This window comes from Streptomyces sp. NPDC111656 (genome assembly GCF_055656965.1).
Map to the genome: position 1 here is coordinate 514,667 of NZ_JBVKCA010000004.1, position 22,621 is coordinate 537,287.

Below are 22,621 nucleotides of genomic sequence, written 5' to 3' on the forward strand. Positions count from 1 at the left end.
CGCGGGCTGCTGTTCGACATCGTGCCTGACGATCCTTCCCTCCGGGGGAGAGGCAGGCAAGCGGTGTCCGAGCTCAGCAGACCGACCGCGATCGAGGAACCGAGACTCACCACTCGCCACCGGGCCAGGCGCCGCCTCCCGCGTCACATCATCGTCGTACTGCCCCTGGCCCTGGCCGGGTTGATCGCCCTGTCCGTCTCGGGCAACGCGTTGCGGCCGTTCGACCGCATCACCACGCTCGAGGCCAGGATGGCCTCCAAGTCGGACTTCTTCAAAGACCCCGAGGTGCGGCGGCTGTTATTGGAGCACGGCATACGGGTGGACATCCACCGGCTCGGCTCCCGGGGCATCGCCACGCAGTCCCTGAAGGGCATGGACGTGGTCTTCCCGTCCGGCCAGCCCGCGGCGAAGCTGATCCTGAACCGGGAGGACCACTCGGTGAAGTCGGCGCGTCCGTTCGTCACCCCGCTGGTGCTGGCGACGTTCCGGGACTACGCCGAGACCCTGGAGCGGGCGGGCGTGGCGCATGCGCAGCAGCCCGGGAGCGGCGGGAAGACGCTCTACTACGACCTCGACATGCGGAAGTTCATCGGCCTGCTCAACGGCATGGACGACGACGCCGGCACGGCCGGCGAAGCCGCCGACGCCTCCGGGGACGGCAAGGGCGCGAAGGTCGACACCTGGAACGGCATCGGTTACGGCGACACCGGCCGCAGCAACAGCGGCCGCGTCCTGGTACGCACCTCCAGCGTCTGCGAGTCCAACTCCGCCGGGACCTATCTGAGCATCCTCGCGTTCGTCAAGGACGGAAACCGCACGCCGGGCACGCGGCACACGAACGACGTCGAGGCGGTGGCCGACGAGGTGCGGAGCATCGCCCAGGACATCAAGCCGCTCATCAACCTCCAGGGCATGTGGGACGACGAGCAGGCCGACAGCTACTTCTCCGACCTCGGCGAGAGCATCGCCCCGATCTCCGTGATCTACGAACACCAGTACCTGGCCCACCAGATCGAGTATGTCGGCAAGCACAAGAAGCAGGACACCAGCCGCGTCCTGCTCTATCCCACCCCCTACGCCCTCACCGAGCCCCAGCTCATCTCCCTCAGCGACAAGGGCGACAAGCTGAGCGACCTGATCGCCTCCGACCCCGAACTGCGCCAACGCGCCATCGAGTTGGGGTTTCGTGTCCGGTTCTCCGGCGAGGACGGCACCAGCGAGCAGCTGAACTCGTACCTGCGCGACCACGGCGTCCAGGTGCCGAGGCCGAACCGCGACCAGACCAAGGTGTACGAACCCGACCTGGACGTCCTGGAGAAGATCATCGACTATGTGGGCAACTGCCCGCCGTCCGTGCAGGACACCCCGTGAGCCGCCGTGCCCGCGCCCTGACCGCATGCCTGGCGATGGTGCTCCTGCTCGCCCTCACCTCCTGCGACCAGGGCAGGGAGGACGTCACCCTGCGGGTCCTCGCCAGTCCCGAACTCGCCGACCTGGCCCCGTTGCTGGGCGAGTTGAAGAAGGACACCGGGATCGAGCTGGACATGGAGTACGAGGCCACGCCCGACCTGGCCGGGCAGTGGCCCACGGCCGGGAAGAAGTCCTCGTACGACCTGGCATGGCTCGCCTCGGACCGCTCGTTCCTGCTGCGGCTCCAGGAGCCCGGCGGTCGGTCGGTCCGCCCCGAGTCGACCGCGGTCATGCGCTCGCCCGTGGTCGTCGGGCTCACCCCCGAAGTCGCGGCCGAGCTGCGGGCCGGGGTCCCGGGCGGGCGGCTCTCGTGGGCGGACATCGCGAACGCGGCGGCCGACGGGACCCTGCGGTTCGGGATGGCCGACCCGCGGCGCAGCGACACGGGCCGCGCCGCGCTCGTCGGGGTGGCCACCGCAGCCGCCGGGACGGGCAGCGTACTGCGCGAACAGGACGTCTCCTGCGACCGGTTGCGCGGCTTCCGCTCGGGTCAGACCCTCACCGGCGCCAGTTCACGCGAGCTGATCGAGGCCTACGTACGTGATCCGGGCCGGGCCGACGCGCTCATCGCGCACGAGTCGGAACTGCTGTCCCTGAACGCCGGCGGCAAACTGGCCGAACCCCTGGAGATCGTCTATCCCGAGGACGGCATGGTGCTGTCCGACTTCCCGCTCCTGCTGCTCGACGACAAGCAGCGGTCCGCCTACGGGACGGTGGTGGACTGGCTGCTGCGCGACGACGTCCAGCGCAAGCTCATGCAGCGCACCTGGCGGCGTCCCGTCAATCAGGACGTCGAGCCCGTCCGGCAGCTGCGGGAGGCCTCCGTCGGCAACGCGCTGTCCTTTCCCGACCGGCTGTCCATCGTGGAGCGGCTCGTGGCCGACTACGGTGATCCGGCCCGGGGGAGCACGGACCAGGTGGTGTTCCTGCTGGACTTCTCGCGTTCCATGCGGGGTGAGCGGATCGCCGAACTGCGCTCCGCGTTCGCCGGCCTGAGCGGCGCCGACCCCACCTCCACCGGCAAGTTCGCCCGGTTCTACCGCGGGGAGCGCCTCACGGTGGTCCGGTTCGGCGGCGGCGTCCTGGAGGAGCGGACCGTGACGGTGCGCGGCGACGGCGATCTCCGTACCCTCGACAAGGTCGTCGCGGACGGCGGCTTCGACGACTCCACCGCCGTCTGGTCGGCCCTCGACCGCGGTTACGCGATAGCCGCCGACGCGGTGGCGGACGAGCCGCAACGGCCCGTGTCCATCGTGCTGATGACGGACGGCGAGAACAACTCGGGCATCGGATACCAGGAGTTCCTGCGCCGTCACGGTCGACGCGGCGCCGCGGTACGCGAGGTGCCCACCTTCTCAGTCCATTTCGGAGAGGCCGACGCGGGGGCCCTGAAGCGGGCCGCCGCCGCGACCGGCGGCCGCATGGTCGACGCCAACCTCTCCTCCCTCTCCGACGCGTTCAAGGAGATTCGTGGGTGTCACTGACGGTCAGTGGTGGGCTCTGTGGTGGGAGTGGGTGGTCGTCTGGCTGCTCACCGTGGTCTGCTGCGCCGTCCTGCTCCGGTACGCGCTGGTGCGGCTGGGATGGCTGCGGCTGCGGCGCAGGCGCGGCGGACGCACGGTCCTCGGCATGTGCTTCTACCTGCACGAGGAACGCGTCAGGGATCTCATCCTGAGCGGCGGCTTCGCGGTCCCCGTGGAGCAGGAGGTCGCCGACAGGACCCATTCCACCACCGGTTTCGGGCTGCTGGGGAAGCTGGGCTTCGGGGGCGGCAGGTTCCAGCGGGACGTCACCAGGGAGAGCGTCACCACGTACGTCCGGCAGAACACACCCATCACGGTGATACGGCTGCTCATGGACACCATGCGCAAGGAGGACGTGGTCGTGGACGCCGACCTCACCACCGGCAGGCTCGTCCTCAATCGGGCGCTCGCGGAGAGCCTGCGGGACGGTCCCGAGCCCGGGAAGGCGCCGCTGAGCGCGGTCATGTCGGAGTTCGTCTCCGTCACCGGCCGTTTCACCGCGTACCGTACGGACAGCGGTGACGTGGTGCTGCGCGCCCGGTACGGGAGCGGGGAACCGGCCGCGCATGTGAAGATCACCTGCGCCGGGTCCGAGGGGCGCGGGGAGTTCCGCAACGAGGACTACTACACCGGGGAGTTCCAGGCCCGGTGCCTGGGCAAGGTGCGCACCTGGATCAGCGGGACCGGGGAACTGACCCTGGACCCGATCGCCATCTTCCGCTGAACACCGCTCCCTAGGAGTTGAGTTCGGCGAGGACCCGTAGCGTGTGCGGGTCCGGTGACAGGGCCAGCAGGTCCGTCACCGGGCCCTTGCGCCACAACTCCAGCCGCTCGGCGATGCGTTCACGCGGCCCGACGAGGGAGATCTCGTCGGCGAACGCGTCCGGGACGGCGAGTACCGCTTCCTGGCGGTGGCCCGCGAGGAACAGCTCCTGGATGAGCCTGGCCTCCTCCTCGTACCCCATCCGTGCCATCAGATCGGCGTGGAAGTTGCGCGCCGCGTGCCCCATCCCGCCGATGTAGAAGCCGAGCATCGCCTTCACGGGCAGCAGGCCCTTGGCGACGTCGTCGCAGACGCGGACATGGGCCATGGGCGCGACGAGGAAGCCTGCGGGGAGGTCGCTCAGCGCGGCCTCGTAGGCCCCTGGGCGGGTCGGCGACCAGTACAGCGGCAGCCAGCCGTCCGCGATCCGGGTCGTCTGCGCGATGTTCTTCGGCCCCTCGGCGCCGAGCAGGATCGGCAGGTCGGCGCGGAGCGGATGCGTGATCGGCTTCAGCGGCTTGCCGAGCCCGGTGCCGTCCTCGCCGCGATAGGGGTGCTGGTGGAAGCGGCCGTCGAGCTCGACGGGCCCTTCGCGTCTGAGGACTTGGCGTACGACATCGACGTACTCCCGGGTCGCGGTCAGCGGCGACTTCGGGAACGGACGGCCGTACCAGCCCTCCACGACCTGTGGTCCCGACAGCCCGAGGCCGAGCATCATGCGCCCGCCCGAGAGGTGGTCGAGGGTGAGCGCGTGCATCGCGGTGGTGGTGGGGGAGCGGGCGGCCATCTGCGCGACGGCCGTGCCGAGCCGGATACGGGTCGTGTGCGCGGCGATCCAGGTCAGCGGCGTGAAGACGTCCGAGCCCCAGGACTCGGCGGTCCACACGGAGTGGTAGCCGAGCCGCTCCGCCTCCTGGGCGAGCGGCAGATGGTCCGCGGAGGGGCCGCGCCCCCAGTAGCCGAGTGCGAGGCCGAGCCGCATGAACCCTCCAGGCGTTTGGTTCTGACGGGACGTCAGTCACGTGCGGGCCAGCCGACTGTACGGCAACGGCCCCCCGCCCGGAAGGACGAGGGGCCGTAGGAGCCGCACGGGAGCGGACGTGGCAGGTCAGCCGCGCTGGATCCCGGAGGTGTCCTGCAGCACACCGCGACGGCCGTCCTGCGTCTGCGCCACCAGGTTCGCGCCGCGCTGCTCCACGGCCAGATACCAGGTACCCGGCGCGAGTTCGGCGATCGGCGCCTGCGAACCGTCCTCCGCGAACAGCGGACGCGGCACCGGCACGGCGAACCAGAACGGCGAGAAGTCACCGGCGGGCGGCTGCGGTTGCGGGGTCGGCGCCTGCTGCGGCTGGCTGGGCTGAGCACCGAACGCCTGCCCCTGCTGCGGCTGACCGCCGAAGGCCTGACCCGGCTGCTGGGCACCGGGATAGCCGTAACCCCCGGGCGGCTGGGCGCCGTAGGGCTGGGGGGCGGCGGGCTTGGGGGCGGGGACGAGCGCGGCCTGCAGGGCCGGGACGAGCGGGGTGGCGATCGCGGCGGCCGCCATGACGAGCGTCGCGATGAAGGCGAGGATCAGGCCGGTGCCGGCGCTGATGCCGCTGTCCTGGCTGCCGGCGATCGGGTCGAACACGTTCCCGAGCGCACTCCACGCGGCGAAGACCGTGAAGGCGACGCCGAACTGGCCGAGGTCGAGCCCGACGATCTTGGGCACCTGCGGCAGGCCGTGGGAGACGACGATCAGCGCGGCCCCGATGATGCCGGCCAGGACCACGCTCAGCAGGACCGGTCCGCTCGACCAGGCGCTGGGGATGCTGGCACTGCTGGAGACCCCGTCGATCGAAAAAAGGTCGAGGAACGACGCGATGAACAGCAATACCGCTGCTCCGATCACCACGCCGTCGCCTCGAGTGAGGGAGCGGATATTCACTTCAGGTCCTTCGTCAGTCGTCTCGTCGTCGGTGGAGGCGTCGCTGACACCATGCCGCCATAAGGCCCTGGTGTGAAGCGCGGGGGTGGCCCCTCATCGTAGGGATGACACTATCCCCCGTCCGATCAGGGTGTCCGTCGGGTTCGATCCGCCGATCACTACCCGCGCAGGAAACTCACGATTCCCTCAGAGATCCCACGCGCCGCCTTCTGCCGCCATGCGCCGCTGGTCAGCAACGCAGCGTCCTTGCTATCGCGCATGTTGCCGCACTCGATGAACACCTTCGGAACCGTTGACAGATTGAGACCGCCGAGATCACTGCGGACGTCGAGTCCGGTGCCGCCGCCGATGTAGTTGGAGGGCGCGCTGCCGGTGTCGCGGACGAAGTTGCCCGCGATGCGCTCGCCGAGATCGCGGGAGGGGGCGACGATCGCGCGGGTGTCGGCGCCGCCGGAGTGCACGGACGCGGGGAGGATGACGTGGAAGCCGCGGTTGCCCGCCGCGGAGCCGTCCCCGTGGATGGAGACGACCGCGTCGGCGTGCGCGTCGTTGCCGATGCGGGCCCGCTCGTCGACGCACGGGCCCCAGGAACGGTCGCCGTCCTGGGTGAACTTCACCGTGGCGCCCTCCTGTTGCAGGAGCGTACGCAGTCGGCGGGCGACGTCGAGCGTGAACCGGGCTTCCGTGTAACCCGCGTTGGTCGACGTGCCGGTCGTGTCGCACTCCTTCCAGTTGGTGCCGATGTTCACCTTGCGGTTGATGTCGGCCGAGTGCTGGAAGTTGCCGGGGTTGTGGCCCGGGTCGATGACGACGACCTTGCCCTTGAGGGGTCCCGCGGCGGCGGGCAGGTCCGAGGCCGCGGGAGTGGCGGGGCCGGAGAAGGTCGAGCTCGGCGGCTTCCCGTCGTCCGTCCCGGACGCGCTCGGTGTCCGCGCCGCGGCGGAGGCGGATCCGGGTGCCGCGGAGGAAGCCCCGGGTGCGCCGGCCGAGGTCGTCGAGGTGGCGGACGTACTTCCCCCGCCACCCGAGTCACCCACGGCCTGCCACACCAGCCACCCCACCAGCGCCCCCGGCACCAGTGCGGCGACCGCCACCGTCATCGGCCCGCGCCGGGAGCGGCGGGGGCCGGGAGGATCGAAGTCAGGACCTACGTACGACACGTCAGCGACTCTAACCGCGCTCTCAGATCCCCGCTCCCGTTCGCCGCAGGACGCGCAGTGAGTCGGTCGCCGAGACCTCGGTGAACGCGCCGGACTCCAGGGCCCGGAGGTAGACGCGGTAGGGGGCCTGGCCGGTGAACTCGTCGGCCGGGTCGGGGAACACGTCGTGGATGAGGAGGAGGCCGCCCTCCGCCACGTGCGGCGCCCAGCCCTCGTAGTCGCCGGAGGCGTGCTCGTCCGTGTGGCCGCCGTCGATGAAGACGAGAGCGAGGGGCGTGCGCCAGAAGGCGGCGATCTGCGGCGAACGGCCGACCATCGCGACCACCTGGTCCTCCAGACCCGCCTGGTGGAGGGTGCGGCGGAAGGTGGGAAGGGTGTCCATCCGGCCGATCTCGGGGTCGACCGTGGCCGGGTCGTGGTACTCCCACCCGGGCTGCTGCTCCTCGCTGCCCCGGTGGTGGTCGACGGTGATCGCCGTCACCCCGGCGGCGCGCGCCGCGTCCGCGAGCAGGATCGTGGAGCGCCCGCAGTACGTGCCGACCTCGAGCAGGGGGAGTCCGAGCCGGCCCGCCTCGACCGCGGCCTCGTACAGCGCGAGCCCCTCACGGAGCGGCATGAACCCCTTCGCGGCCTCGAAGGCGGCCAGGATCTCCGGCTTGGGTGCCGCGGGCCTGGGGTCCTGCATCGGGGGTCCTCCATCGGATACGAACGGCAGCGTCGCACGTCTGTCTGTGCGGGTCCTGGTGTACGTGCCTGGTGTACGTGCCTGTGAGCGCCCCATGGTGCACCACACCCCCGCCGCAGCGGCGACGGGGGTGTGGTGCGGAGGGGTCGGGCCCCAGGGCCCGTCGTTCGGATCAGGTCGTTCGGATCCGGTTGTTCGGATCAGGCCTGGGCCGGAACGGTCTCGCTCGGCAGCGCGAGGTCCAGCTCGACGGGGCGGTCGTCGCCGGAGTGGGTCGCCGAGGAGGCGAGCGGGCCGTGGCCCGGTGCCCTGGCGGCGAGGACGTACGCTCCCTCGGCGGGCACGGCGATCACGTAGCTGCCGTCCGCCTCGGAGAGCGTGGCGCCCGCCTGGCGGCCGCGCCGGTCGATCAGCGTGACCTTGGCACGGGCGACCGTGCCGCCGTCGGCGTCCAGCACCCGGCCGCGGAAGCCGCGGAGCACCTCTTGGGCGCGTTCCAGGGCCGCGTCCTCCTCGCTGCTCGCGCGCAGCTGCGGCTTGGTCGCCGGGCGCCGGCCCGGCAGCAGCAGGGCGAAGAGCAGACCGATGGCGACCGCGCCGGTGGCGATCAGGAAGGAGACCCGGAAGCCGTGCATGGTGGGGACCTCGAGGCCGCCGACGTTGTTCGCGGTGTTGGCGAGGACCATGCCGATGACGGCGCTGGAGACCGACGTGCCGATCGAGCGCATCAGGGTGTTGAGGCCGTTGGCCGCGCCCGTCTCCGAAGCCGGGACGGAGCCGACGATCAGCGCGGGCAGCGAGGAGTAGGCGAGGCCGATGCCCGCGCCCAGGACCACCGAGATCACGATGGTCTGCCAGGCGGCGCTCATCAGACCGAGGCCCGCGCCGTAGCCGATCGCGATGATCAGCATGCCGAGGATCAGGGTGACCTTGGGGCCGTACTTGGCGGAGATCCGGGCGTAGACCGGCGCGGTGAACATCATCGTCAGGCCGAGCGGCGCCACGCACAGACCCGCGACCACCATCGACTGGCCGAGGCCGTAGCCGGTGGCCTTCGGCAGCTGGAGCAGCTGCGGCAGGACGAGCGAGACGACGTAGAAGGAGACGCCGACCATGATCGAGGCGAGGTTGGTGAAGAGCACCGAGCGGCGGGCGGTGGTGCGCAGGTCGACCAGCGGCGCCTTCACGCGCAGTTCCATCACGCCCCACAGGAGCAGGACGACGGCCGACGCGGCGAACAGGCCGAGCGTGGTCGTCGAGGTCCAGCCCCAGTCGCTGCCCTTGGTGATCGGCAGCAGGAAGAGGACGAGGCCCGCGGACAGGCCCGCCGCGCCCAGTCCGTCGAAGGTGCCCTCGGCGCGCATCGGGGACTCCGGTACGGCGACGAGGGTCAGGATGATCGCGACGGCGCCGAGACCGGCGGCGAGGAAGAAGAGGGCGTGCCAGTCGGCGTGCTGCGCGACCAGGGCCGCGACCGGCAGCGCGAGTCCGCCGCCGACGCCGATGGAGGAGCTCATGAGGGCCATCGCCTCGCCGAGCTTCTCGCGGGGCAGCATGTCGCGCATCAGGCCGATGCCGAGCGGGATCGCGCCCATGGCGAAGCCCTGCAGGGCGCGCCCGACGATCATCACCAGCAGTTCGCTGGTGAAACCGGCTATGAGCGAGCCGACGACCATCACGGACAGGCTCGCGAGCAGCATCCGCCGCTTGCCGTAAAGGTCACCGAGCCGACCCATGATCGGCGTGGCCACGGCTCCCGCGAGCAGCGTCGAGGTCATCACCCAGGTGGCGTTGCTGGGTGCGGTGCCCAGCAGCTCCGGCAGGTCCTTGATGACCGGAACGAGCAGGGTCTGCATCACCGCGACAACGATGCCCGCGAAGGCCAGTACCGGCACGATCGCGCCGCCGGGCCTCCGGGTGGGCTGGTCGGTCGTCGTGTGCGTCATTACGTGAGGCCTCCAGGCCGAAAGAGAGAGGGAGCAAGAAGGGGGAGAAGAGCGGTGGGCGATCCGTGCGGGAGCGCGTGCGGGAGTGCGTGCGGGATACGTGCATTAGGAACCCGGTGCGCCCGGGCAACTATTCCGATGCTTCGGCGTACTAACAAAATCTTGACCTTCCCATGAAGTACTGACCCGGCATCAGGCCTGGCAAGTAAGTGAAACGTGTTCTAGTCTGCGCGCCATGAAGGCCTACGTCGCCGGGGTCGGGATGACCAGGTTCGAGAAGCCCGAGACCCGTGAATGGCAGTACTGGGACATGGCGCGGGAGGCGGGGAGTGCCGCGCTCGCGGACGCCGGGATCACGTACGCCGAGGTGGAACAGGTTCCTGTCGGCTACTGCTTCCAGCCCTCGACCGCCGGCCAGCGCGCCGCGTACGAACTCGGCCTGACCGGCGTCCCCGTCTACAACGTCAACAACAACTGCGCCACCGGATCGAGCGCGCTGATGCTGGCCCGGCAGTTCGTCGAGGGCGGGGTCGCGGACTGCGTACTCGCGCTGGGCTTCGAGCGGATGAAGCGCGGGGCGCTGGGGGGCGGTGCGGACGGGGGAGACTTCTCGACGTCCCCGGTGGCCCGCCACTACGGCGTCATGGCCGCCCGGCACGGTTTCGAGATGTCCCCGCCCACCGCGCAGATCTTCGGCGACGCGGCGCGCGAGCACATGGAGAAGTACGGCACCACCGAGGCACAGCTCGCCGCCGTCGGCGCCAAGAACCACCGCCACTCGGCGAACAACCCGTACGCCCAGTTCCAGGACGTGTACGGGGTCGACGAGATCCTCGCCAGCCGTGTCGTGCACCGGCCGCTGACGAAACTCCAGTGCTCGCCCACCTCGGACGGGGCCGCCGCGGCGGTCGTCGTGTCCGAACGGTTCCTGGAGCGGCACGCGCCGGCGCACCAGGCCGTGGAGATCGTCGCGCAGGCCATGACCACCGACACCGAGGAGTCCTTCGCGTCCGGCTCCTGCGTCGACGTCGTCGGACAGCCGATGTCGCGGGAGGCCGCGCGCCAGGTGTACGAGCGGTCGGGACTCGGCATCGACGACGTGGACGTGGTGGAACTGCACGACTGCTTCTCCATCAACGAGCTGCTGACGTACGAGGCGCTCGGGATGTGCGAGGAGGGGGAGTCCGGCAAGCTCGTCGAGTCGGGGGCCACGACGTACGGCGGGCGGTGGGTCGTGAACCCGTCCGGCGGGCTGATCTCCAAGGGGCATCCGCTGGGCGCGACCGGGATCGCCCAAGTGGCCGAGCTGGCGTGGCAGTTGAGGGGTGAGGCGGGGCCCCGGCAGGTGCCGGGCGCACGGGTCGGGCTCGCCCACAACATCGGGCTGGGCGGGGCGGCGGTGGTCACGCTGCTCCGGGCGGCGGGCTGATCACCGGGGGTCCGCTCGAGGCTGCCTCGAGTTTCGAGACTGCCTCGATGCCGGGTACGCGGGCGGGACTAGGTCCCGTGGCCCAGGGCGAGTGCGGCGAAATCCCGATGCAAGGACCGTAGGGCGGTTGAGAGCATGACACTCATGCTTCGAGCCGCGGAAGACACCCGAATATCAGCTCGCGTCGCGCCGCCCACCTGGCTGGTGGTGGCGCTTGCCTGCGCCGGACAGTTCCTCGTGGTGCTCGACGTGTCCGTCGTGAACGTGGCGCTGCCGTCCATGCGGAGCGACCTGGGGCTGAGCGCGCCGGGCCTGCAGTGGGTGGTCAACGCGTACGCGATCGCCTTCGCCGGGTTCATGCTGCTCGGCGGGCGGGCCGGTGACCTGTACGGGCGCAAACGGATGTTCCTGGTCGGGCTCGCGCTGTTCACGGTGGCCTCGCTGGGCGGCGGGCTCGCCCAGGCGGGCTGGCAGCTGCTGGTCGCGCGGGCCGCGCAGGGGCTCGGAGCGGCGGTGCTCGCGCCCTCGACGCTGACGATCCTCACCTCGGCGGTCCCGGAGGGCGCCGCCCGCGCACGGGCCATCGCGACCTGGACGGCGGTCGGTGCCGGGGGCGGGGCGGCCGGTGGTCTGATCGGCGGGCTGCTGGTGGACGGGCTGTCGTGGCGGTGGGTGCTGCTGATCAACGTGCCGGTGGGCGCGGTGGTGCTGGCGGGCGCCGCACGGTGGCTCGTGGAGAGCCGGGCCGGGGACGGGCGGCGGCTCGATCTGCCGGGCGCGCTGCTGGTGACGGCGGGGCTCGCGACCCTCGCGTACGGGATCGTGCAGACCGAGGCGGAGGGGTGGGCGGCGGCCGCGACCCTCGTACCGCTGTGTGCCGGGCTCGCGCTGATCGGCCTGTTCCTCCTGGTCGAGGCGCGGACACGGGTGCCGCTGATGCCGCTGCGCCTGCTCGGTGTGCGGGCGGTGGCGTCGGCGAACGCGGCCATGTTCGTGTGCGGCTCCGCGATGTTCTGCATGTGGTTCTTCATGACGCTGTACGCGCAGAACGTGCTCGGCTATTCGCCGCTGGGCGCCGGGTTCGCGCTGGTGCCGAGCTCGCTTGCGGTGATCCTCGGCTCGAAGCTCGCACCGCGGCTCATGCCGGTGGTCGGGGCGCGCAACGTCGCCGTCATCGGGTCGCTGGTCGCCGCGGCGGGCTTCGGCTGGCAGTCGACGATGACGGCCGACGGCTCCTACCTGACGGCGATCATGTTCCCAGGGATCCTGATGATGGCGGGCGCGGGGCTGGCCGCCACCCCGCTCGCCTCGCTCGCGACCTCGGGCGCGGCGCCGGGGGACGCCGGTCTGGTGTCCGGGCTGGTCAACACCTCGCGCACGATGGGCGGTTCACTCGGACTCGCCGTCATGTCGACCATCGCGGCCTCGCGTACGGGGCGCGGCTCGTCGGCCCAGGCGCTGACGGAGGGATACGCGCTGGTCTTCCGTACGGGCGGGTACGTCCTGCTCGGCGGGGTGGTGCTGATGCTGCTGTGGCTGCCCTCGAAGATCTCCGCTCGCTGAGGCCGCCGAAGATCTCCTGCCGTCGAGGCAACGAAATCCGGTCCTCGTGGACTCCTTTGTACATCTAGGAGGTGCCCATGGGGGATCGGAAGCAGGCTCGGGACGAGGAGTTCCAGCGCTTTGTCATCGGCCGCTGGCCGCGGTTGATGCGTACGGCATTTCTCCTTACGGGGGAGCAGCACGCCGCCGAGGACCTGGTCCAGACGACGCTGGAGCAGGTCTATGTGGCCTGGCGCAGGGTCGGCGCGGCCGACGACCCGGAGGCCTACGTACGGCGCGTGATGATCAACGCGCATGCCCGGAAACACCGCAGAAGGCTCAAGGAGTTCCTGGCGCCGAAGGACGACTCGGGGCTCACGCACGAGCTGCCCGACCAAGGTGACCGCATCGCCCAGGCCGACGACCGCAGCGCCCTGCTGACGGCGCTCGTCCAACTGCCGCCGCGCCAGCGCGAGGCGGTGGTCCTCCGGTACTGGGAGGACCTGAGCGAGAGCCAGGCGGCGGAGGCGATGGGCTGTTCGGTGGGCGCGGTGAAGAGCAACGCGGCGAAGGGGATCGCGAAGCTGCGCGCCATACCGGGCCTGGCGGACATGGTGACGCACGGAGGGCGGAAGTGATGAGCGCGGACCGGGAGACGAACCACGACATGACACACAGGGACATCGCCTTCCTGCTGGCCGAGGCCGCGGACGAGGCGGAGATCGGCATAGCCCCCTACCAGGCGGTGGTCCGCGGCGGCCGCCGCCGCAAGGCCCGCCGCTGGGCACTGGCGGCAGCGGCGGCGCTGGTGATCGCCGGTTCGACGGGGACGTTGGCACTGGCCGGGGTGACGGGCGGCGACGCGCAGAAGGTCGCGCCGGCGGCGACGCGGCCGCCGGTGAGCGACGAGCGGCATCTGTACGAGCCGCAGCGCAGCGACCTGGCGAGGGGAACCGAGCACGGCAAGAAGTGGAAGGTCGTCATCGACGTCTGGGGAGCGCCCCGGAACAAGGCGGAGGCGCAGGGGCAACTGGACGCGATGACCGAGTCCGGGCTCGGCAAGCCGTGGGTGAACGTGCGCAATGCCTCCGAGCTCATCGGCAAGAGCTCGTACTTCGTCCGCCTGACCTTGGGCGGCAAGACGTCGATCAAGTTGCTGGGGGCGTTCGAGAAGGGAGACACCATGGCGGGCACGGACCTCAAGTCCGGCGCGATGCCCTTGGACACCAGCAGGACGGCGACGAGCGGGACCGACCAGCGGCTCGTGGTCGGTCAGATCGCCACGACCGCCCAGGAGGTCACCTGCACCTGGGACGACGGCACGACGACCGAGGCGTCGAGGCCCGCCCCGGGTACGGGCATCGTCGGGGACTTCGAGGATGCGATCCGCCCGGCGGACGGTTCCCGGTCCGACTGGTTCGTGTGCCTCGGACCGGAGGGAAGGACCTTCAAGGCGGTGGCGGTGACGAAGTAGGAGATTCGCGCGCGGTGAGCCGAGCGGCCGGCGGTCACAGCCAGCCCTGTTGGCGGGCCTCCCGCATCGCCTCCATGCGGTTGCGGGTGCTCGTCTTGCCGATCGCGGAGGAGAGGTAGTTGCGGACGGTCGACTCGGAGAGGTGGAGCTTGGAGGCGATGTCGGCGACGGTGGCGCCGTCCACCGAGGCCTTCAGGACGTCGCACTCACGGGCGGTGAGCGGATTAGGCCCGGCGCTCAACGCGGCGGCGGCGAGCGCCGGGTCGATGACCGTCTCGCCGGTCAGCACCCGCCGGATCGCCTCGGCGAGGTCCTCCACGGGGCCGTCCTTGACCAGGAACCCGGCGGCGCCCGCCTCCATCGCGCGCCGCAGATACCCGGGCCGACCGAAGGTGGTGAGGATCAACACCCGGCAGTCGGGCGCCTCTTCGCGCAGTACGGCGGCGGCGTCCAGGCCGCTCATCCCGGGCAGCTCGATGTCCAGCAGGGCCACGTCCGGGCGGTGCGTCAGCGCCGCGTCCACGATGGCGTCGCCCGCCGCGACCTGGGCGACGACCTCGATGTCCGGCTCCATCCCCAGCAACAGGGCGAGCGCGCCCCGCATCATTCCCTGATCCTCGGCAAGCAGGACACGCACGGACTTCGTGGGCCGGTGGTCCCGGGGCATCTCGTTCACGGGGCCCAGCGTAAGGCGGGGGAAGGCGCGTGGCCCGTCGTCGTGCGCACTTCGCCGGTCATTAAAAACTCTCCATGGTTCGACTCCGCGCGTCTTGACGGCCCTTGACTCCGGGCAAACAATCGCCTCGACATTCCGCGATCGCCTTTGCCGTTCCTGTGCCGAGTCGATATTCGCAAACGTTCGACATTTCGACCGGGAATGGTTCGGTATTTCGATCGAACAATGTCCGGTATTTCGACCGGGTACCCGCACTGTCCTACCAGGAACGGAAGAGGTGCATGGTGTTACCAAGATTGTCGCGCCCGAGAAGCGCCGTATGGGCCGTGCTGTCGGTGCTGGCGGCCGTCGTCGCGCTCGCCGTCGGCACCCCGGCGGCCACCGCCGCCGGATCACTGCCCTGTGACGTCTACGCCGCCGCGGGCACACCCTGTGTCGCCGCGCACAGCCTCGTCAGAGCGCTCTACTCGTCGTACAACGGCTCTCTCTACCAGGTGCAGCGCGCCTCCGACAGCGCCACCGCGAACATCGGTCTCCTGGCGGCCGGCGGGTACGCGAACGCGGCGGCGCAGGACTCCTTCTGCTCCGGCACCACCTGCGTCATCACCAAGATCTACGACCAGTCCGCGCGCCACAACGACCTCACCGTCGAGGGTGCGGGCGGGGCGGGCGCGGCCGATGTCGGGGCGCCCGCGGACGCGCTGCCGGTGACCGTCGGCGGCCACCAGGTCTACGGCCTGGAGATCTCGGCCGGCATGGGCTACCGGGACAACTCCACCTCGGGCGTGGCCACCAACGGGGCGGCCGAGGGGATGTACATGGTGACCTCCGGCACCCATGTGAACGGCAGTTGCTGCTTCGACTACGGCAACGCCGAGACCAACAACAAGGACACCGGCAACGGCCACATGGACGCGATCAACTTCGGCACCGAGTGCTGGTTCTCGCCCTGTTACGGCCAGGGCCCCTGGGTGCAGGCCGACCTGGAGAACGGACTGTTCCAGTCGGACTCCGGCTACAGCAAGAACACGTCGAACACCGGCACCGGGTCGATGCCGTTCGTGACCGCTTTGCTGAAGAACAACGGTCAGGATCATTTCGCGCTGAAATACGGAAACGCCCAATCGGGCGGTCTCACGACCACCTATTCCGGGGGTGAACCCACCACCAGTGGTTACTCGCCCATGCATCAGGAGGGCGCGATCGTCCTGGGCACCGGCGGCGACAACAGCAACGGCTCCATCGGGTCCTTCTTCGAGGGCGTCATGACCTCGGGCATTCCGACGGACGCCGCCGACAACTCCGTCCAGGCCAACATCGTCTCCGTCGGCTACGGCGGTTCGACCGGCAGCACCGGCTCGCTGACGGCCGGGTCCGAGATCTCGCTGCGCGCGACCACCTCGTGCTGCACGACCGACTACATCCGCCACCAGAACAACGCGGCGGTCATCTCGGCCATCACGTCGAGCAGTTCGTCGCTCGACAAGGGCGACGCCACCTGGATCGTCCGCAGGGGCCTCGCCGACAGCTCCTGCTACTCCTTCGAGTCACGGAACTACCCGGGCGACTTCCTGCGGCACTACAACTACCAGCTCTCCCGACAACCCATGGTCGGTACCACGCAGTTCAGACAGGACGCCACGTTCTGCGCCGGGACCGGCAAGAGCGGGACGGGGACCTCGTTCGCTTCGTACAACTACCCGACGAGATACCTCCGGCACTACAACTACAACGTCTACATAGCGAGTGACGGCGGCTCGAACACCTTCGACAGCGCCACCTCGTGGACGGACGACGTGAGCTGGGCGGTCACGGCTCCCTGGGCACCGTAGCCACCGAAGAGGACGCCAAGTCCGCCGCCTCCAGCGGGAGTTCGGCGGTAACCGTGAAGCCGCCGCGCGGTGACGGGCCGGCCCTGAGCGACCCGCCCGCCGCCGCGAGGCGTTCCGTCAGGCCCTTCAGACCGGTGCCGCCGATGCCCTCGGCAAGGCCGGTCGCGGAGGCGCCCGTGCCGGTGCCGTCGTCCGTGACGGTCAGGCGGACCTGGCCGCCCGATACGCCCTCGACGGTGATCTCGCAGCGGGTCGCGCCGCTGTGCCGTACGACGTTGGTCACCGCCTCCCGGACCACCCAGCCCAGCAGGGCCTCGTGCTGCGGGGTCAGCGGGGCGCCGGACTGGCGGACCACGGGGTCGACGCTCGCCGCGGACAGGGCGGAGCGGGCCCGGTCCAGTTCCGTGGTGAGGCTGCCCTCGCGGTAGCCGGTCACCGCCTCGCGGATCTCGGTCAGCGCCTGCCGGCCCACGGACTCGATGTCCGTGATCTGGGTGAGGGCCGCGTCCAGGTCGCGCGGGGCCAGCCGGCGGGCCGCCTCCGACTTCACCACGATGACGGAGAGCGTGTGGCCGAGCAGGTCGTGCAGGTCGCGGGAGAAGCGCAGGCGTTCCTTCTCGACGGCGCGGCGGGCCAGCTCCTCGCGGGCGGCGCGCAGTTCCCGTACCGCTTCGGAGAGGGAGAGGATCGCCGCCGTCACCATGGTGGACAGGAAGGTGCCGTACGCGACGTTCACCGCGTCCCAGCCCGCGCGGAAGATGGAGACCGCCGCCGCGAGCGCGGTCAGACCGAGGCCGATCTGACCGACCCGCGGGCCCCGCAGCACCGCGCCGGTGGCCAGGCCGAGGAGCGGGAAGAAGTACAGCCAGCTGCCCCCGTACCCGAGGGCCAGCCCACAGGTGACCAGGCCCATCAGGACGAGCGCCACCTTGGTCGAGCGGGCCTCGCGGGCCTCTTTCACGAAGGAGCGGAACGTCACGTAGATGTAGAGGGAGTTGAAGGCGAACAGACCCAGGCCGCCGATCCAGGGGTTCGCTGTCTTGCCCTGGAGGAGGTTGGAGAAGGAGCCCATCCCCATCAGCAGCCACGGCAGCAGCGCGAAGCCGGTGGGCGGCGGGCCCGGGTTCTCGGGCATCTTGCCGCCGCTCTTGCGGGCCGCCCGCTGCTCGGCCTTGAAGCGTTCCATCTCGGCCCGCCAGCGCGCCCGCGCAGCCCGCCACTCCTTCACTTGGCAGGTGACCCCTCGTATCCAGGACATGTCCCCGCTCCCCTTTCGGACGGTCTGCTTCAGGTCTGCTTCAGATGGTCCGCGCGGCCCTGCGGTACGAGACCACAGCGTACGAACCGAAGGCCAGTAGCCAAGCCGTGAGCACCGCCACCGCACCGAGCGCCGGTGCGTCGCCGTCGGCGACGGATGCGCCGAGCTGGGCGATGCGGTTCGTGGGGGTGAAGCCGGACAGGGACCGGAGCCACCCCGGGAAGAGCGTCAGCGGGAACCACAGACCGCCGACCACCGAGAGCCCCAGGTTGCACACCATGTTCGCGACACCGGTCGTCTGCGCGGTGAGCCGGTAGCCGTTGCCGAGGCCGAGCAGCGTGAAGGGTATCGAGCCGAGCCACAGCAGCACCGCGACCGCGGCCCACTGCCAGACCTCCAGCCGTACGCCGTTGACCAGGCCGCCCGCCGCCAGCACCGCGGCGATCGCGGGCAGCACGGTCACCGAGCCGGTCAGCGTCCGCCCGAGCACCACCTCGCGCGGGGTCATCGGGGTCACCCGCAGCTGGCGCAGCCAGCCGATCCCCTTGTCCTCGGCGACCCCGCCGCCGGTGTTCAGGGCCGAGCCCACCGCCCCGTACGCGGCCATGCCGATCATCGAACCGGTCTTCCAGCCGCCGTCACTGGCGTCACCGAGGTTCGTGAACAGGAGGTACATCATCACGGGCATCGCGATGCCGCCGATGACGAAGCCGGCGTCGCGCAGCGTCCGGCGCACTTCGAGGCGCAGATAGTCCAGCATCACACCGTCTCCAGAACATGCGAAGTGAGCGCCATGAACGCGTCGTCCAGGGACGCGGGGACGACCTCCAGGCCGCGGATCGCGCCGAGCTCCGCCAGCGCGAGCACCGTCGCGTCCGAGTCCTCCGTGCGCAGCCGGGCCCGGTCCCCGCGCACCTCCACCGACACCACACCGGGCAGCAGGGTCAGCCCCTCGGTGCCTCGGCCCGCGAGGTCGAAGGAGACCAGGTTGCCGCCCACCGCCCGCTTGAGCTGCTCGCCGGTCCCGTCGGCGACGAGTCGGCCGTGGTCGATGACGAGGATCCGGTCGGCGTGCGCGTCGGCCTCCTCCAGGTAGTGCGTGGAGAACAGGACGGTGTGGCCACGCCGCGCGTAGGACCGCATCGAGTCCCAGAACGCGCGCCGCGCCTCCACGTCCAGCGCGGCGGTCGGCTCGTCGAGCACGATCAGGTCGGGGTTCCCGGCGAGCGCCATCGCGAACCGCACCCGCTGCACCTGTCCGCCGGAGAGCCGGTCGACGCGCCGCCCGGCCAGATCCGCGATCCCCGCGAGCTCCAGCGCGTCGGCGACCGGGAGCGGCGCGGGATAGCGGCCCGCGACGAAGGAGACCAGCTCGCGGACGGTCACGCGGGGCACCGGCCGGGTCTCCTGAAGCATCGCGCCGACCCGCCCGGCGCGCACCGCCGCCTCCGGGGAACCGCCGAAGAGCGCGACTGTCCCCTCGTCCGGTTCGTTCAGGCCGAGCAGCAGGGAGATCGTGGTCGACTTCCCCGCGCCGTTGCGCCCCAGCAGCGCCACCGTCTCGCCGCGGCCGATCTCCAGATCCACCCCGTCCACGGCGCGCACCGTGCCGAACGCCTTGACCGCCCCCGTGAAGGACACGGCACGCTCTGTCCCACCTGTCTGTGTCATGTCTGAGACGGTACGAATCCGCGGCCCCTGCCCGGCAGATGCGCTTGTACGGACTCCGGCAGGACAAATGTCACGGCCGGGCGAACGGACCGTTGACCTGACAGGGCGTCAGGAGCCTTCACAACTGCCGAGTGCTGGGCTATACAAGGGTCGCCGGACTGGAACGCGTTCTAGATCGGCCAGTGTCGACCTCGGTGCGGCCGACGGTGCGGACGGCCGCACCGAGGTCTTTCGCGCTACTGATCAGGAGCCCCATGCCCATCGACGCCGCCAAGGCCCTCGCCGCCGAACCCCGCAGCGGTGAGATCACCTGGGACCGCAAGGACGTCCAGCTCTACCACCTCGGCCTCGGAGCGGGCGTCCCGGCGACGGATCCCGACGAGTTGCGCTACACCCTCGAATCGAAGCTGCACGTCCTGCCGAGCTTCGCCACCGTCGCGGGCGCCGGTTCCCCCGGAGTGATCAGCGGACTGTCCATGCCCGGCGTCGACGTCGACCTCGCCCGCGTCCTGCACGGCGGCCAGACCATCGAAGTGCACCGCCCGATCCCCATCGAGGGCAAGGCCCTGGCCACCGGGCGGATCGCCGCCGTGTACGACAAGGGCAAGGCGGCTGTCCTGGTCATGCGCACCGAGGTCGCCGACGCCGAGGGACCGTTGTGGACGAACGACGCCCAGATCTTCGTACGGGGAGAGGGCGGCTGGGGCGGCGACCGCGGCCCCTCCACTCGCCTCGAGGAGCCCGCCGGTGCGCCGGACCGGACCGTCGAGCGCCCGATCCGCGAGGAGCAGGCGCTGCTCTACCGGCTCTCCGGCGACTGGAACCCGCTGCACGCCGACCCCGAGTTCGCCAAGCTCGCCGGGTTCGACCGGCCGATCCTGCACGGGCTGTGCACGTACGGGATGACGCTCAAGGCGGTCGTCGACACGCTGCTCGGCGGGGACGTGGCGCGCGTCCGCTCGTACACCACGCGCTTCGCCGGGGTCGTGTACCCGGGGGAGACCCTGCGCATCCGTATGTGGCGGCAGGAAGGCAGCGTCCGGGTGGCCGTGAGCGCCGTCGAGCGTGACGACGCGCCGGTCCTCGCCGACACCGTCGTCACACACTCCTGAGCTCAGCCCGTCAGTGATCAGCCCGTTGTCGAGGGGAGCCGCACCATGCGCGCAGCCGTACAGCACGAGATAGGCCAGGACAAGCTGGAAGTCCTCGACGACATCGAGGCGGTGGGCTTCGGGCCGGGCAAGGTGCGGATCCGGGTACGGGCCACCGGCCTGTGCCACTCCGACCTGTCCGCGATGAGCGGCGTACTGCCGCAGCCCGCGCCGTTCGTACCCGGCCACGAAGGCGCCGGGGAGATCGTCGAGGTCGGCGAGGGCGTCACCCACCTCAAGCCCGGCGACCGGGTCGTCGTCTGCTGGCTGCCCGCCTGCGGCGTCTGTCCCGCCTGCAAGCGCGGCCAGAGCCAACTGTGCCTGGCCGGGTTCATGAACGCCGGCACGCCCAACTTCAGGCGCCCCGGCGGGGACGTCTTCGGCTTCGCCGGGACCGGCACCTTCACCGAGGAGGTCGTGGTCGACGCGGGCTCCGCCGTGCCGATCCCGGACGACGTGCCCTTCGACATCGCGGCCCTCATCGGCTGCGGAGTGACGACCGGCCTCGGCGCCGCCCTCAACACCGCGGACGTGGCGGCCGGTTCCTCGGTCGCCGTGATCGGCTGCGGGGGCGTCGGCATCTCCGCGATCCAGGGCGCGCGCCTCAAGGGCGCCGCCGAGATCGTCGCCGTCGACCCGGTCGCCTCGCGCCGGGAGGCCGCGCTGCGGTTCGGCGCGACGAAGGCGGTCTCGCCCGACGAACTCCCGGGCGCGAAGCAGTCGGTGACCGGCGGCGAGGGCTTCGACTACGTCTTCGAGGTCGTCGGCCGCTCCGCCACCGCCCGTACCGCCTACGAGAACACCCGCCGCGGCGGCACCCTCGTCATCGTCGGCGCGGGCGCCATGGACGACTTCCTGCAGCTCAACATGTTCGAGCTGTTCTTCGACGAGAAGCGGATCCTGCCGTCCATGTACGGCGGCGGAGACGTCCTGCGGTCGTACGAGCGGACGATCGCCCTGTGGCGCGCGGGCCGCATCGACCTGGAGAGCCTGATCACCCACCGGGTGCCGCTGTCCGGGATCAACGAGGCGCTGGACCAGATGCGGACGGGAACCGCGCTGCGTACATGCATCGAGATCTGACCCCCACGGCTGTTGCCACCTGACCCCCACGATTGCCCCCACGACCGCCTCCACGACTGCTGAGGACTTCGATGTCACTGCCACTTGAAGGGCTCGCCGCGATCGTCACCGGCGCGGGGCGCGGGCTCGGCCGGACCGAAGCGCTGGAACTGGCCCGCCTGGGTGCCGCCGTCGTCGTCAACGACTACGGGCAGCCCGGACGGGACGGCACCGGCGCGGCCTCGGCCACCCCCGCCGAGGAGGTCGCCGCCGAGATCCGCGCCACGGGCGGCCGCGCCCTCGCCCACACCGGGGACGTCTCCGACCGCGAACGGGCCCGTGAGCTGGTCGACCTGGCGATCGGCGAGTTCGGGAAGCTGGACATCCTCGTCAACAACGCGGGCATCCTGCGCGACCGGATGGTCTTCTCGATGTCGGAGGACGAGTGGGACTCCGTCATCCGCGTGCATCTGAAGGGGCACTTCAACACGACCCACTTCGCGTCCGTGCACTGGCGGGCGCGGTCCAAGGCGGCGGACGGGCCGGTGTACGGGCGGATCGTGAACACCTCCTCGGAGGCTTTCCTCGCGGGCTCGGCGGGACAGCCCAACTACGCGGCGGCCAAGGGCGGCATCGTCGGGCTGACGACCTCGACCGCGCTGGCGCTCGCGAAGTACGGCGTGACGGCCAACGCCATCTGCCCGCGCGCCCGGACCCGGATGACCGAGGACGTGTTCCACGGGTTCGAGGTGCCCGAGCAGGGCCTCGATCCCCTCGCCCCCGAGCATGTCGCGCCCCTCGTCGGCTACTTGGCCTCACCCGCCGCCGCGCACGTCAACGGACAGCTGCTCGTCGTGCACGGCGGCATGGTCGCGGTCGTCGAACGGCCGCGGGTGGCCGCCAAGTTCGACACCAAGCAGGACGCCTTCACCTACGACGAACTCGACGCACTGCTCGGCCCGTACTACGCGCAGCGGCCGCCGGGGGAGACGTTCGCGGCGGCGGAGGTACTGGGACTCAAGCACACCTAGCTCGCCCGGCAACGAACGGCC

General features: G+C 70.7%; 20 protein-coding genes. 11 read left to right on the forward strand and 9 right to left on the reverse strand.

The genetic code is table 11. The annotated features are described in order from the left end of the window. Positions 1–63 precede the first annotated feature (63 nt). From ACZ7M3_RS15710 to ACZ7M3_RS15720, 3 genes are read left to right on the forward strand one after another with little or no spacing between them, the layout of a single operon-like run. Complete coding sequence (locus ACZ7M3_RS15710) at positions 64–1,371, forward strand: hypothetical protein (protein WP_472063733.1); 1,308 nt, start codon at positions 64–66, stop codon at positions 1,369–1,371. Next, positions 1,368–2,954, forward strand: coding sequence for a substrate-binding domain-containing protein (locus ACZ7M3_RS15715; protein ID WP_472063735.1), 1,587 nt, complete (start codon positions 1,368–1,370; stop codon positions 2,952–2,954). The genes ACZ7M3_RS15710 and ACZ7M3_RS15715 overlap by 4 nt, the downstream gene beginning before the upstream one ends. Further along, entirely contained in the window at positions 2,941–3,717 is a 777-nt protein-coding gene (locus ACZ7M3_RS15720) for a hypothetical protein (RefSeq protein WP_452967233.1), read from the forward strand. Before ACZ7M3_RS15715 ends, ACZ7M3_RS15720 begins: the two co-directional genes overlap by 14 nt. Before the next feature lie 10 nt (positions 3,718–3,727). Here ACZ7M3_RS15720 and ACZ7M3_RS15725 read toward each other — a convergent pair whose 3' ends face one another. From ACZ7M3_RS15725 to ACZ7M3_RS15745, 5 genes are all read right to left on the reverse strand, one after another. Continuing rightward, entirely contained in the window at positions 3,728–4,738 is a 1,011-nt protein-coding gene (locus ACZ7M3_RS15725) for an LLM class F420-dependent oxidoreductase (RefSeq protein WP_351293360.1), read from the reverse strand. Between the two features lie 126 nt (positions 4,739–4,864). Beyond that, positions 4,865–5,683, reverse strand: a complete 819-nt coding sequence (locus ACZ7M3_RS15730) for a hypothetical protein (protein WP_472063737.1) — start codon at positions 5,681–5,683, stop codon at positions 4,865–4,867. A gap of 158 nt (positions 5,684–5,841) precedes the next feature. Then, a complete protein-coding gene (locus ACZ7M3_RS15735) occupies positions 5,842–6,843 on the reverse strand; it encodes an N-acetylmuramoyl-L-alanine amidase (protein WP_472063739.1) in 1,002 nt (333 codons plus the stop codon). 22 nt (positions 6,844–6,865) lie between these two features. Continuing rightward, a complete protein-coding gene (locus tag ACZ7M3_RS15740; protein WP_351293351.1) occupies positions 6,866–7,528 on the reverse strand; it encodes a class I SAM-dependent methyltransferase in 663 nt (220 codons plus the stop codon). Positions 7,529–7,728: 200 nt separating this feature from the next. Then, entirely contained in the window at positions 7,729–9,474 is a 1,746-nt protein-coding gene (locus ACZ7M3_RS15745; protein ID WP_472063741.1) for an MFS transporter, read from the reverse strand. Between the two features lie 235 nt (positions 9,475–9,709). Between ACZ7M3_RS15745 and ACZ7M3_RS15750 the strand changes: the two genes are divergently transcribed. The 4 genes from ACZ7M3_RS15750 (at position 9,710) to ACZ7M3_RS15765 (ending at position 13,919) form a co-directional block, all read left to right on the forward strand. Further along, the gene (locus ACZ7M3_RS15750; protein ID WP_472063743.1) at positions 9,710–10,903 is read left to right on the forward strand and encodes a lipid-transfer protein; all 1,194 of its coding nucleotides are present in this window, start codon (positions 9,710–9,712) and stop codon (positions 10,901–10,903) included. Between the two features lie 135 nt (positions 10,904–11,038). Continuing rightward, a complete protein-coding gene (locus ACZ7M3_RS15755; RefSeq protein ID WP_472063745.1) occupies positions 11,039–12,466 on the forward strand; it encodes an MFS transporter in 1,428 nt (475 codons plus the stop codon). A gap of 77 nt (positions 12,467–12,543) precedes the next feature. Continuing rightward, positions 12,544–13,083 carry a SigE family RNA polymerase sigma factor gene (locus ACZ7M3_RS15760; RefSeq protein WP_054230928.1) on the forward strand — a complete coding sequence of 180 codons (540 nt, stop codon included), beginning with the start codon at positions 12,544–12,546 and terminating at the stop codon, positions 13,081–13,083. 29 nt (positions 13,084–13,112) lie between these two features. Continuing rightward, complete coding sequence (locus tag ACZ7M3_RS15765; RefSeq protein WP_472063747.1) at positions 13,113–13,919, forward strand: hypothetical protein; 807 nt, start codon at positions 13,113–13,115, stop codon at positions 13,917–13,919. A gap of 34 nt (positions 13,920–13,953) precedes the next feature. Here the strand turns inward: ACZ7M3_RS15765 and ACZ7M3_RS15770 are convergent, their stop codons facing one another. After that, complete coding sequence (locus ACZ7M3_RS15770) at positions 13,954–14,586, reverse strand: response regulator transcription factor (RefSeq protein WP_067363136.1); 633 nt, start codon at positions 14,584–14,586, stop codon at positions 13,954–13,956. A 290-nt stretch (positions 14,587–14,876) separates the two neighbouring features. On the opposite strand from ACZ7M3_RS15770, the gene ACZ7M3_RS15775 reads away from it, so the two are divergent. Beyond that, on the forward strand, positions 14,877–16,427 hold the full coding sequence (locus ACZ7M3_RS15775) for an alpha-L-arabinofuranosidase B (protein WP_472063749.1): 1,551 nt from the start codon (positions 14,877–14,879) through the stop codon (positions 16,425–16,427). Here ACZ7M3_RS15775 and ACZ7M3_RS15780 read toward each other — a convergent pair. Genes ACZ7M3_RS15780 through ACZ7M3_RS15790 form a run of 3 tightly spaced genes read right to left on the reverse strand, consistent with a single transcriptional unit; the run spans position 16,405 to position 19,356 of the window. Further along, positions 16,405–17,685 carry a sensor histidine kinase gene (locus ACZ7M3_RS15780; RefSeq protein ID WP_472063751.1) on the reverse strand — a complete coding sequence of 427 codons (1,281 nt, stop codon included), beginning with the start codon at positions 17,683–17,685 and terminating at the stop codon, positions 16,405–16,407. The genes ACZ7M3_RS15775 and ACZ7M3_RS15780 overlap by 23 nt on opposite strands. Positions 17,686–17,725: 40 nt before the next feature. Then, positions 17,726–18,445: an ABC transporter permease gene (locus tag ACZ7M3_RS15785; protein ID WP_389596366.1), complete on the reverse strand. Its 720-nt coding sequence runs from the start codon at positions 18,443–18,445 to the stop codon at positions 17,726–17,728. Further along, positions 18,445–19,356 carry an ABC transporter ATP-binding protein gene (locus ACZ7M3_RS15790; protein ID WP_472063753.1) on the reverse strand — a complete coding sequence of 304 codons (912 nt, stop codon included), beginning with the start codon at positions 19,354–19,356 and terminating at the stop codon, positions 18,445–18,447. Before ACZ7M3_RS15790 ends, ACZ7M3_RS15785 begins: the two co-directional genes overlap by 1 nt. A 254-nt stretch (positions 19,357–19,610) precedes the next feature. On the opposite strand from ACZ7M3_RS15790, the gene ACZ7M3_RS15795 reads away from it, so the two are divergent. The 3 genes from ACZ7M3_RS15795 to ACZ7M3_RS15805 all read left to right on the forward strand — a co-directional run bounded on the left by ACZ7M3_RS15795 (position 19,611) and on the right by ACZ7M3_RS15805 (position 22,600). After that, positions 19,611–20,468, forward strand: coding sequence for a MaoC/PaaZ C-terminal domain-containing protein (locus tag ACZ7M3_RS15795; RefSeq protein WP_472063755.1), 858 nt, complete (start codon positions 19,611–19,613; stop codon positions 20,466–20,468). Between the two features lie 45 nt (positions 20,469–20,513). After that, on the forward strand, positions 20,514–21,590 hold the full coding sequence (locus tag ACZ7M3_RS15800) for a Zn-dependent alcohol dehydrogenase (RefSeq protein WP_351293321.1): 1,077 nt from the start codon (positions 20,514–20,516) through the stop codon (positions 21,588–21,590). 71 nt (positions 21,591–21,661) lie between these two features. Next, positions 21,662–22,600, forward strand: coding sequence for a 3-oxoacyl-ACP reductase (locus tag ACZ7M3_RS15805; protein ID WP_472063757.1), 939 nt, complete (start codon positions 21,662–21,664; stop codon positions 22,598–22,600). Positions 22,601–22,621: the final 21 nt, after the last annotated feature.

Bases quoted from the DNA above. Each gene is read 5' to 3' on its own strand.
- ACZ7M3_RS15725 (WP_351293360.1), bottom strand. From the start codon at position 4,738: ATGCGGCTCGGCCTCGCACTCGGCTACTGGGGGCGCGGCCCCTCCGCG.
- ACZ7M3_RS15740 (WP_351293351.1), bottom strand. From the start codon at position 7,528: ATGCAGGACCCCAGGCCCGCGGCACCCAAGCCGGAGATCCTGGCCGCC.
- ACZ7M3_RS15745 (WP_472063741.1), bottom strand. From the start codon at position 9,474: ATGACGCACACGACGACCGACCAGCCCACCCGGAGGCCCGGCGGCGCG.
- ACZ7M3_RS15750 (WP_472063743.1), top strand. From the start codon at position 9,710: ATGAAGGCCTACGTCGCCGGGGTCGGGATGACCAGGTTCGAGAAGCCC.
- ACZ7M3_RS15755 (WP_472063745.1), top strand. From the start codon at position 11,039: ATGACACTCATGCTTCGAGCCGCGGAAGACACCCGAATATCAGCTCGC.
- ACZ7M3_RS15760 (WP_054230928.1), top strand. From the start codon at position 12,544: ATGGGGGATCGGAAGCAGGCTCGGGACGAGGAGTTCCAGCGCTTTGTC.
- ACZ7M3_RS15765 (WP_472063747.1), top strand. From the start codon at position 13,113: ATGACACACAGGGACATCGCCTTCCTGCTGGCCGAGGCCGCGGACGAG.
- ACZ7M3_RS15770 (WP_067363136.1), bottom strand. From the start codon at position 14,586: ATGCCCCGGGACCACCGGCCCACGAAGTCCGTGCGTGTCCTGCTTGCC.
- ACZ7M3_RS15775 (WP_472063749.1), top strand. From the start codon at position 14,877: ATGGTGTTACCAAGATTGTCGCGCCCGAGAAGCGCCGTATGGGCCGTG.
- ACZ7M3_RS15780 (WP_472063751.1), bottom strand. From the start codon at position 17,685: ATGTCCTGGATACGAGGGGTCACCTGCCAAGTGAAGGAGTGGCGGGCT.
- ACZ7M3_RS15785 (WP_389596366.1), bottom strand. From the start codon at position 18,445: ATGCTGGACTATCTGCGCCTCGAAGTGCGCCGGACGCTGCGCGACGCC.
- ACZ7M3_RS15790 (WP_472063753.1), bottom strand. From the start codon at position 19,356: ATGACACAGACAGGTGGGACAGAGCGTGCCGTGTCCTTCACGGGGGCG.
- ACZ7M3_RS15795 (WP_472063755.1), top strand. From the start codon at position 19,611: ATGCCCATCGACGCCGCCAAGGCCCTCGCCGCCGAACCCCGCAGCGGT.
- ACZ7M3_RS15800 (WP_351293321.1), top strand. From the start codon at position 20,514: ATGCGCGCAGCCGTACAGCACGAGATAGGCCAGGACAAGCTGGAAGTC.
- ACZ7M3_RS15805 (WP_472063757.1), top strand. From the start codon at position 21,662: ATGTCACTGCCACTTGAAGGGCTCGCCGCGATCGTCACCGGCGCGGGG.